The organism is Streptomyces sparsus (genome assembly GCF_054776295.1).
In genome coordinates this window covers 1-9,945 of sequence record NZ_BAAHCA010000095.1, presented here as the reverse complement: position 1 = coordinate 9,945, position 9,945 = coordinate 1, and the positions used below count along the sequence as shown (strand labels likewise).

The window sequence follows — 9,945 nt, the reverse complement described above, 5'->3', positions numbered from 1 at the left end:
GGGGCACCCCGCTGACGTCGAGGAACGCCCGCAGCGCACCGGCGAACGCGAAGGCGGCGGCGTCGATGGCCAGCACCCAGCCGGGCCCCACCGCGGCGACCAGGGCACCGCCGAGTGCGGCACCGCCGATACCGGCCCCGTTCATGCCCATGCGGAAGACCGCGAAGGCCCGGCCGGCCTGTTCGCCGGTGACGGTCGCCAGGACCATGCCCTCGGCCGCCGGCGAGAAGAACGCCTGGCCGGTGCCCCCGAGCCCGGCGAGCACGGCCATCTGCCACAGCTGCGCGTCGCCGGTCAGGACCAGCGTGGCGAAGGCGCCCTGGGAGACGCAGTTCAGCGCGTTGGCGGCGACCATCACCCGATGCCGGGGCAGCCGGTCGGCGACAGCGCCGCCGACCAGCAGGAAGACGATCAGCGGCACGGTCCGGGCGGCGGCGACCAGCCCGACGTCGGTGCCGCTGCCGCCCGCCTCCAGCACCGCGAACGCCGAGGCGATCAGCGCCCCGGAACTGCCCAGTCCGGTGATCACCGCGGCGGCCGTCAGCAGGGTGTAGTTCCGGCCGGCCCAGGCGGGCCGGCGCACCCGGCGACGCATGCCGGGGCGGGTGGGAGGCGGAGAGGTCACCGGGGGACTATCGCCGTTGCCGGGCCGAGGAGCAAACCCGCACCCGCTCGGCCCGGACCGGCGGTGGTCAGTCCTGCTCGCCGTAGGGGCGCAGGCTGTCCGTCATCTTCTTGATGGTGGCCGCGGGCACCTCGTCGCTGACCCCGGCGTCCGTCACCATCACCCACAGCCGCAGTTCCCGGGAGGCGTCGAGCCACGACACCGTGACGACCTTGCCGTCGGCGTCGCACTTGCCCTCCTTCTCCACCCCGGTCATCGTCGCCGTGGCGGTGTGGCCCTTGATGCCGTGCTTGTTGGAGAACGGCTTCGCCTTGCCGCTCCTGAGCTTCTCCTTCTCCTCGCCGTAGGCGTAGAAGGCGAAGCTGTCGGCTGCGTTGACCGCGGCCACGTCGGTGTCCGTGGAGCCCTGCGCGCCCTTGGTGCCGACCACGGCCCGGGAGGAGTTCTTCGTGCACCAGCCCTCCTTGAAGTAGGCCGGGGCGCTCATGGCGACCTGCGGGGCGGGGAAGAGCGTGTCCTCGTCCTCCTTCTCGCCCCAACCGACGATCGTGTCGGTCGACTTCAGGGACCAGTCCTTCGGTACGTCGAAGGCGCTGTGGTGCTTGGGGTTGACGACCACCTGCCAGCCCGCCACCACCGGGTCCGGCGTCTGCTCCTCGCCCGAACCGCGCGGGCTGTCCGGGTCGGCGTCCCGGCCGTCGTCCGGGTCGTCCTCTTCGGTCTTCTCCTGCTTCTGCGACGCCGAGGGCTCGGCGCCGCCGACGGGCGTCTTGCCGTCCGCCTCGTCCCCGTTGCCGAGGAACAGGAAACCGGCCACGCTCGCGGCGGCGATCACCGCGAGGGAGGCGGTGATCGCGATCACCAGGTTGCGCTTGGACTTCTTGTCACCGGGCGGCACCGGTCCGCCCGGCCCGCCGGCCGGTCCCCACTGCCCCTCGGGCTGCTGGTAGGGGTTGGGCTGCCCGTAAGCGGGTGGCCCGTACCCGGGCTGTCCGTACCCGGGCTGCCCGTACCCCGGCTGCCCCTGCGGCGGCTGTCCGGGCTGGGGCTGCCCGTAGCCCTGCTGCCCCGGCTGCTGGTAGGGGTTGGGCTGCTGGTATCCCGGCTGCTGGTACGGGTTGGGCTGCTGAGGGTTCTGCTCGCCCCCCGGCTGCTGCTGTCCTGGCCACATGGCCAGAACTCTAGGCGCGGCCACCGTCGGGAGCCACGCCCGCCCCCGGGTTGATACGCAGCCGCGACATCCCGGTCGCCGCATGCCGATCGCTTCGCCGGATCTGTCCACGGGATCCGAATTGCCGGGTCACCGCCGACGCCCCGCGCCGGGGCGCGCCCGTCCGACGACATGAAAGCGGGGGAGCGCAAGGGCGGCAGGGAGAACGGAACCGCCGACCGGACGTCGGATCGTCACCAGGGGCGGACCGGTGGCGGTACTGGACGCGGCGGGCCGGTACGGCTACGTGTGACCGGCGGCTCCGAGGGAGGCCGGGCTCCGTGGGAAAGTGCTGCGATGTCCGCAAGGTCCCGCACGGTCCTCCGTCGGAGGTGTGCGGCGTGCTGCCCGTGGAGGCTGCGCACCGCCGCGGTGGCAGCGGGTGAGTCTCGACGATGGCAGAGGGTGTCGAAGGCCGGTCAGGGGCCAGGGAACTCACCCCGGTCCCGAAGCGGTGGACGATGCAGCGGTGCAGGGCCGGGCAGGCCGGTCACTCGGGGAGGGGGTCGAAACCGAAGGCCCGGGCGTAGAGGGCCAGTTCGGCTCGCAGAGTCTGGATGACAGTCGCTGCGCCGCGGAAGCCGTGGCCCTCGCCCTCGAAGAGGTGGTGGGTGTACGCGATGCCCGAGCCCTCCAGGCGCTTGAGGAACTGTTCGGCTTGGCCGGGCGGGCAGATCGCGTCCTCGGTTCCCTGGAACAGTACGAAGGGGGCACGGATGCGGTCCGCGCCGTGCACGGGGGAGCGCCGCTCGTACTGTTCCCGGTCGGCGGGCCAGGGGCCGATCAGGGTCTCGGCGTAGCGCGACTCGAAGTCGTGGGTGGTGCGACGCCAGGTGTCGGCGTCGAGGACCGGGAAGTAGATCGCGGCGGCGCGGTAGAGGTCCGGTTCGGCGATCATTGAGGCCGCCGCCGTCCAGCCTCCCGCGCTGGCCCCGCGGATCGCGACACGGGCCGGGTCCGCGAGCCCGTCGGCCACGATGCCGCGCGCAGCTGTAGCGCAGTCGCGTACGTCGACCACGCCCCAGCCGCCGCGCAGCCGGTCCCGGTAGGCACGCCCGAAGCCGGTGGATCCGCCGTACTGGACGTCCAGTACGCCGATCCCGCGGCTGGTGAAGTAGGTGATGTGGGCGCGCGGGACCAGCGGGCTGCGGTTGGTGGGGCCGCCGTGCGCGAAGACCACATAGGGCGGCAGCTCGCCCGCCGGCCCGGTCACGTCCGGATGGTACGGCGGATGGACGTGGGCGTGCACCGGCTCGCCCTCCTGGCCGTGATAGGTACGCAGGCGGGGGGTTGCGGTGAGCCGCAAGTGACGGTGCTCAGGGGTGCGCGGTGGCGCTGGCCGCCCTGCCGACGGGTCGGTGAGGACGACCGTGGGTCTGCGGCCGGTGCCCGCCGCGACCGCGGCGATCCGGCGTCCGTCGGTGGCCGGGGAGCTCCACTGCGTGTACGGGCCGCCGGGGTCGAGGTCGGTGAGGTCCCCGTTCGGGTTGAGGACGCCCAGGCGGCGTTCGCTCCTGCCGTGAACGACCGCGATCCGGCCGTCGGACATGGGCTTGAACCAGCTCGTTCCCATCCGCCAGAGCGCCTCGCCGAACTCCTCGGCCACCGGGAACAGGTTGCGGGCAGGCGCGCCGGGCGTGACCTCGTGCAGATTCCACCAGCCGTCGGGATCGGTCACGGCGAACAACCGGCCCGAACCGTCGGCGGCCCACTCCACCTGGGTGACGGACCGCCGCCGCCCGCCGTCGAGTACCCGGGTGATGTCGCGCAGTTCGCCGTCGGGGGAGACGGCGGCGACCATGAGGTCCGTGCTGTCCCAGGGCATGGACGGGTGGTTCCAGCCGAGCCAGGCGACGCGCCGACCGCCGGGTTCGATCCGCGGGCCGGTCATGAAGTCGTGGGTGGACGCCAGGACGCGCACGGCGCCCCGGTCCTCGGCGGCGCGCCCGTCCAGCGGAAGAGCCACGAGGTCGCGGCGCACCAGCGCAGGACCGTCGCCTTCCGCGTGGAGGGTCTCGCGCACGCACCACACTTCGCCGTCGCGGACAGCGAAGTCGCCGTAGCGGCAGGTCTCCCGCTCGGTCGCGGACGGTGTCAACGGCTCGGGGGCGGTATCCGGCCGCCACCGGTAGACGCGCTGGTCGGTCCAGTGGGTGAAGACGATGCCGTCGGCGGTGTCGGCGGACAGCGCGTGCCAGGGGAGTGCCCCGTACTCGTGGAGGCGCGTGCGCACGTCCCAGTCGGGCGGCAGTACCTGCGTGGGCACGCCGTCCGGGCCGTGGCGCATCAGAGCGCTGCGCCCGCCGTCATGGGTGAGGAACTCGGTCCACCAGACCTCTTCGCCGACGAAGCCGGGCCATTCCGGCACCGGCATCCCCTCGGCGACGTCGGCGGCCCGCACCGCGGAAGGCCAACTCCCGTATTCGATCGTTCGCTTGGGGGGTGACTGGCTCTCGGCGTGCTGGCTCTCGGCGGGTGAACCGCTCCGACGATGTGACACGGAATTCACCTCATCTGGCGTGTGGCGGAGGCCGGCGGCTTGGGATGACGGTCGAGCAGCAGAGCGATCAGGACGGCCGCCGCGTCCTCGTCGTTCGACGGCAGGACGATGTCCGCGGCGCGGCGCACCTCCAGCGGAGCGTTGGCCGGGGCGGCGCCGAGGCCGGCCAGGCGCAGCATGGCCAGGTCGTTGAGGCCGTCGCCGACAGCCACGGCCGCGCCCGGGGGGACGCCGAGCCGGGCGCAGAGGCGGCTGAGCGCCTGGGACTTGCCGACACGTGGCGGCATGAGTTCGACGAAGTCCGGTCCCGAGGCGGTGGCCGACGCCTTCTGACCGGCCGCCCTTCGGACCTCTGCCACCACGGTCGCGTCGCAGAACGTCGCCGTATGGACGAGAACCTTCGGCACGACGTCGGGCAGGCGGGCTTCGGCGGCTGTGCGCAGCCGTACGACGTTGCTCCAGAGGGCCGCGGCCCGGCGCGGGAACGGGTCGATGACGAGGGTACGGTCCGTCAGATCCAAGGCGCAGGACCAGGCCGGGTGGGCGGACCTGAGCCGGGCCACGAGTCGTAGCGCCTGGTCCGGGGAGAAGCCCGAGACATGCGGAGGGCCGGACCCGGGGGCGTGGACCACCGCCCCGTTGCTGTAGGCCCAGGACGTGCCGGCGGGCATCCGGTCGTACACCGCCGCGGGCACGTCACGGCGGGGACGGGCGGTGAGCACGGCGAGGGCCAGGCCCGCGTCCCGGGCCCGGTGGAGCGCGGAGACCACGGGGTCGGTGAGCCGGCCACTCGAGTCGAGCAGGGTGCCGTCGAGGTCGCAGGCGAGCAGACGGGGCGCGATCGCGATCATGGTCCGCTGCCCCTTCATCCGGTCGTGGACGGGAGCCGTGCCCGGCGGCGGTGCTCCGGGCGCAGATGGCACCACAGCAGGAAGGCGACGCCGACCAGGGCGCAGGCCGCTGTCGAGGCGGCGGCCGGGCCCGGCCCTGCGGCCTCCAGTACCACTCCGGCCAGGGCCGACCCCAAGGCGGAGCCCGTGGTCAGGAGTGTGATCAGCCAGGCGAACGCCTCGGTCACGGTACCCGCGGAGGCGAGGCGGTCCACGACGGTGAAGGACACGACGAGTAGCGGGGACAGGAACAGACCTGTCGACAGGCAGATCGGCGCCATGAGCCAGAATGGGGCCATCGTGGCGACGAGCCCGTAGGTCAAGGTCAGGCCCACACCGCAGAGCGCTGCCTGGGCGGTGTGCGCCAGGGACCAGGTGCGGCGGCCGTAGCCCAGTGCGCCGATGAGGGCTCCGCAGGCCGAGAGGGCGAGCAACAGGCCGGCCCCGCCGGGCACGTGGTGGCGTTCGGCGTAGGCGACGGCCACGATGTTCAGGCCGCCGATGGCCCCGCCCGCTCCGGCGAGGCCGAGGAAGAGGAGGACCAGGGGGCGGCTGCGCAGTGGGCCGAGCCAGTCGCGCGGGCCGGGCTCGCCCCGCCAGTCACGCGAGGGGCGCGAGGTCGCCATGAGCGCAGTCCCGGTCAGGCAGAGGGCGGCGGCCAGGACCAGCGCGATCTCCGGCGGGCCGAGCGCCACGGTGACCGCGACCAGCAAGGGGCCGCCGATGAATACCAGTTCCTGGGCTGCGGCGTCCATGGAGTAGGCACGCTGGATGTCCTTCTGCCCCACCAGGCGGGGCCACAGCGTGCGCAGGCACGGCTCAAGCGGTGGGGCTGCCGCCCCGGCCAGGGCGGCGCCGAGCAGCACCGGTACCGGCTCGGCGGGCAGTGCCGCTACGACGAGTATGCCGCAGCCCGACAGAAGGGCTCCGATGACCAGCACGTTCGTCTGGCCGTGCTGGTCGACCAGGCGGCCGAGTACCGGTCCGCCGATGGCGCCCGAGACGGCGAGTACCGCGGTGGCCACGCCGATGAACTGGAAGTCGGCGTCGTGGGCGCGCAGGGTGAGCGTCATGGCGAGCGCCGTCATCGCGGTGGGAAGCCGCCCGGTCAGCGAACCGCCGAGGGAGCGCGGAACGGACGGTCTGCGCAACAGGCCGAGATAGGTCACGGTGCGGGTTCCCCTTCCGCGGGTTCTCTCTTCGCCGTGCGTGGTACCGCGGGCTCTTGGTCGAGCAAGCGCACGGAGAGGCCGGTTAGCGCGTCCTGCTCGAAGTGCAGGACGAGGTCCCCGGTACCGGTCAGCTCGGTGTCGGGCGGCTGGTGGCTGAGCGGTGCCCACAGCCATCCGCTGTCCAGCCAGACGCGGCCGACGGTCTCCCCGCTGCGTGCCTGCGGAATGGCCGGCACGACGTGCTGGGGCACCTCACGTACATCGACGGCGCAGACCTGGCCGTCCTCGGCGATGCTCACGGAGACGACGGCCCGGATCTCGACGCGGGTTCGCCCCGAGGTGCCGGAGCGGCCCTCCACTCCGTCCGGTGCGGAACGCTCGGCCCGGAGAACACCTGCATCTGCGTTCCAATGGGTGACGAAACTGTGCGGCGCCATGACAGGGCTCCCAATCAGGTGGCGGGACCGTGCCCCGCGTCACACATGCTGAAGGCGTTCGAAACCGGTCGCGGGTGGGGTGCCCAGACAGGCCGGGCGCAGTTCGACCTCGCCGAGCACCGTGTCGGCCGGGGTCGATGCCACCCAGGACACCACCGAGGCGACCGATTCGACGCTCATCTTCGTCCTGGCGAAATCGTCGTCGAAGTTGCGGATGGCGCCGGGGCTGAGCAGTGTGGTGCGCACTCCCTGGGGGCGCTCCTCCATCAGCAGCACCTCGGCGACGGCGCGCAGCGCCGCCTTGGTCGCGCAGTAGGCCACCCCTCCTTCGAAGGGCCGGTCGCCTGCGTGGGAACCCATCAGGACGATGTGGCCACCCGCGGCCCGCAGAGCCGGCAGCGCAGCCTGGATGATGCGCACGTTCGCGGTGAGGTTGACCGCGACGGCGCTGTCCCAGTCGGCGGGGTCCAACTCGCCGAGCGTGCCGAGGCTGCGGGTCACCGCGTTCAGGACCAGGAGGTCGAGTGCGGGCACGTCGGCGAGGACCGTGCGGGCCGCGTCGTATGCCGCCTGCCCGTCGGCCAGGTCGGCGGTCAGGGGGTCGGTGTGGTCCGGGCAGGAGCGCCGGTTCAGGCAGTGCACCTCGAAGCCGTCTGTGCCGAGCCGGTCGCGGATGGCGCGGCCCGTGCCCCGGTTCGAGCCCGTCAGCAGGGCCTGCCGCCTAGGCATGGGTGATGATCCGCAGGAGCTCGGTCCACCGCTTGATGATCTCGGCGCCGGTGGCCCCCTGGCGGAACAGGTCCTTGTCGTAGCACTCTCCGGCCGTGGTGCGCAGCCGCATGCAGTCGGGGGATATCTCGGAGTTGATGACCACGCCCCGCTCCGGGTCCGGCGCGATGATGAGGCAGAAGTCCCACAGGTCCAGGGGGGCCAGGAGGGTCCGGAGCACCGCGTTGCAGCGCTGCGCGAGCGCGTGGTAGGCATCGACGTCGATGCCGAGCATGCGGAGGTAGTCCTCGCCGATGGGCTGGTCCTCGGGGTCGGTGCGGTAGTCGAACTTGACCACAGGCCGGTCCAGTTGCTGCCCCTCGGTGAACAGGCCGGGGTACTTGCGCATCGTCGATCCGGTCGCGCGGTTCTTGACGATGACCTCGAAGGGCGAGGCCGGCCGATAGTCGGCGAGGTAGGACAGCGGACTGGTCCGCTCGCGAAACACGGTGTGCACGCCCTCGGCGGCCAGTCGGCCGGAGACGTGCTCGAAGAAGTCGAGGCGAAGTTCGGCCGTGCCGTCGATCAGTTCGTCACGGTCGTAGGTGTAGCTCCGCAGGGACGGAATCATCTCGACCAGACAGGTGCCGTCGTCGAGCAGCCAGACCTTCTTGCTGCGCCCCTCAATGTCGGGCGTGCGGGACTTGGCTTCGGAATTCATGGCAGGAATCCATTCTGATGCGTGGTGCTCGTCGGCAGAGAACAGCCGCGGCTCATCGGTTCCAAAGCCGCACGGAAAGAGCGGTGGAGAAGCCTGGAAAGGCGCGCTGAACCTTGTGGAAAGGTCCTGTGATACGTGAGGAGCGCTGGTCGATCAGGTCCGTCGAACGTATTTCGTGTGAACCCTAGTTGTGCTGCGGAGTGTCCGTCAACCCGCTTTAGGGATCCGGGGAAACAAACCTCAGGCGCTGTCCGCTGCGACCGTATTCGTGTTTACGGTCTTGCGTGAATACAGATTCCGGCGGCCCAGGAACAGGATCGTCACCGTCAGGGTGACCCCAAGGACCCCGCAGGCCGCGCCCCAGTGCCCGTCGGCGCGTTGCAGCACGATCCCGGTGATCGCGGAGCCTGCCGAGGTGCCTGCCGCGAACAGGGTGATCAGCCAGGCGAAGGCCTCGGTCGTCGTGCCGGTCGGCGCGAGTTCGCCGACCAGCATGAAGGTGGTGGCGAGCAGCGGCGCGAGGAACAGCCCCGTGAGGACCATCAACGGGCCCATGAGCGGCGCGGGCGGCAGCAGGACCAGGAGCGTGTAGCCCGACAGCAGCCCCAGGGCGATCGCCAGAGCACGGCGTGGCAGCGGGGCTGTCCAGCTGCGGGCCCCGTAGGCCAGGACACCGACGAGCGAGCCTCCCGCGTGCAGGGCGAGGAGCGCCGGCGCACCGCCGGGGAAGCCCTGGTGTTCCGCGTAGTGGACGACGAGGAGGTTGAGCGTGCCGATGGCGAAGCCGACGCCGGTCAGGCAGACAAGGAGCAGGACCAGGCCCCGCTCACGCAGCGGCCCCAGCCAGTCGGCCGACCTGGCCACGGGCCGCCAGCGCCGGGAAGGCCTGGCCGTGGCCACGATCAAGACGCCTACGAGACCCAGCATCGCCTGTGCCCAGAGCACCGCGGTGGGCGCTGCCACGGCCAGCGTGCCCGCCACCACCAACGGGCCTGCCACGAAGACCAGTTCCTGGGCGGTGGAGTCGAGGACGTAGGCGGATTCCAGGTCCTCCCGGGGGACGAGGTCGGGCCACAGGGCCCGTAGGCAGGGCTCCAGCGGGGGCGTCGCGGCACCGGCGAGCGCGGCGCCGAAGAGTACGAGGAGCTCACGGTCGGGGGCGATGGCCAGGGTGATGAACCCGACCGCGGCGAGGACCCCCGTGGCAGCCAGGATCCAGGTCTGTCCGCGCCGGTCCACCCAGCGGCCCACGGCGGGCGCCCCCAGCGCCGCGGCGACGGCGAAGGTGCCGGACGTGAGCCCCATGAAGCCGTACGAGGCACCGGCGTCGCGCAGCGCCAGGGGGATGGCGAGTGCGGCCATCGCCGACGGCAATCGTCCCACCCAACTGCCCGTGAGGAGCCGGAACACCGACGGGCGGCGGATCACGTGCAGGTAAGGCATGCGTCGTCCTTTGCGTGGGTTGGCGCCGGTCTCCTGCCGCAGGCCTGTCTGCACCGGTGGACCACCGGCAGGCAAGATCATTTCGTAAGGTATCCGCCTGATCGAGACTCCTGTCAAGGGCGCCTTGGAGGGGATGGATCGCTTCCGGCCGGTCCGCGCTTCGTGCGGGCGGCACGTCAGGACGCGGGGCCTGTGCGATGAGCTGCGCCAGGTGCGTGGCGGACCGTTCGGTCCGCCAC

Annotated in this window: 9 protein-coding genes; all 9 read right to left on the bottom strand. The window is 71.9% G+C overall.

Annotated elements, in window-relative coordinates; all coding sequences use genetic code 11:
- Positions 1–595, bottom strand: a 595-nt coding sequence (locus ACYVE9_RS08105) for an MFS transporter (protein ID WP_461027055.1), incomplete at its 3' end; no start/stop codon positions are given.
- 97 nt (positions 596–692) lie between these two features.
- A complete protein-coding gene (locus ACYVE9_RS08100) occupies positions 693–1,796 on the bottom strand; it encodes a hypothetical protein (protein WP_461027054.1) in 1,104 nt (367 codons plus the stop codon).
- Between the two features lie 529 nt (positions 1,797–2,325).
- Positions 2,326–4,236: an alpha/beta hydrolase family protein gene (locus ACYVE9_RS08095; protein WP_461027053.1), complete on the bottom strand. Its 1,911-nt coding sequence runs from the start codon at positions 4,234–4,236 to the stop codon at positions 2,326–2,328.
- Between the two features lie 104 nt (positions 4,237–4,340).
- On the bottom strand, positions 4,341–5,186 hold the full coding sequence (locus ACYVE9_RS08090; protein ID WP_461027052.1) for an HAD family hydrolase: 846 nt from the start codon (positions 5,184–5,186) through the stop codon (positions 4,341–4,343).
- Positions 5,187–5,200: 14 nt separating this feature from the next.
- On the bottom strand, positions 5,201–6,394 hold the full coding sequence (locus ACYVE9_RS08085) for an MFS transporter (protein WP_461027051.1): 1,194 nt from the start codon (positions 6,392–6,394) through the stop codon (positions 5,201–5,203).
- Positions 6,391–6,834, bottom strand: coding sequence for a hypothetical protein (locus ACYVE9_RS08080; protein ID WP_461027050.1), 444 nt, complete (start codon positions 6,832–6,834; stop codon positions 6,391–6,393). The genes ACYVE9_RS08085 and ACYVE9_RS08080 overlap by 4 nt, the downstream gene beginning before the upstream one ends.
- A 39-nt stretch (positions 6,835–6,873) precedes the next feature.
- Complete coding sequence (locus tag ACYVE9_RS08075) at positions 6,874–7,563, bottom strand: SDR family oxidoreductase (RefSeq protein ID WP_461027049.1); 690 nt, start codon at positions 7,561–7,563, stop codon at positions 6,874–6,876.
- On the bottom strand, positions 7,556–8,263 hold the full coding sequence (locus tag ACYVE9_RS08070; protein WP_461027048.1) for a phosphoribosylaminoimidazolesuccinocarboxamide synthase: 708 nt from the start codon (positions 8,261–8,263) through the stop codon (positions 7,556–7,558). The genes ACYVE9_RS08075 and ACYVE9_RS08070 overlap by 8 nt, the downstream gene beginning before the upstream one ends.
- A 240-nt stretch (positions 8,264–8,503) precedes the next feature.
- Positions 8,504–9,706, bottom strand: coding sequence for an MFS transporter (locus ACYVE9_RS08065; RefSeq protein WP_461027047.1), 1,203 nt, complete (start codon positions 9,704–9,706; stop codon positions 8,504–8,506).
- Between the last annotated feature and the right edge of the window lie 239 nt (positions 9,707–9,945).

What these genes read in the sequence shown, in the direction of transcription:
- ACYVE9_RS08100 (WP_461027054.1), bottom strand. Translation starts at nt 1,796, where the DNA reads ATGTGGCCAGGACAGCAGCAGCCGGGGGGCGAGCAGAACCCTCAGCAG.
- ACYVE9_RS08065 (WP_461027047.1), bottom strand. Translation starts at nt 9,706, where the DNA reads ATGCCTTACCTGCACGTGATCCGCCGCCCGTCGGTGTTCCGGCTCCTC.
- ACYVE9_RS08080 (WP_461027050.1), bottom strand. Translation starts at nt 6,834, where the DNA reads ATGGCGCCGCACAGTTTCGTCACCCATTGGAACGCAGATGCAGGTGTT.
- ACYVE9_RS08075 (WP_461027049.1), bottom strand. Translation starts at nt 7,563, where the DNA reads ATGCCTAGGCGGCAGGCCCTGCTGACGGGCTCGAACCGGGGCACGGGC.
- ACYVE9_RS08090 (WP_461027052.1), bottom strand. Translation starts at nt 5,186, where the DNA reads ATGATCGCGATCGCGCCCCGTCTGCTCGCCTGCGACCTCGACGGCACC.
- ACYVE9_RS08070 (WP_461027048.1), bottom strand. Translation starts at nt 8,263, where the DNA reads ATGAATTCCGAAGCCAAGTCCCGCACGCCCGACATTGAGGGGCGCAGC.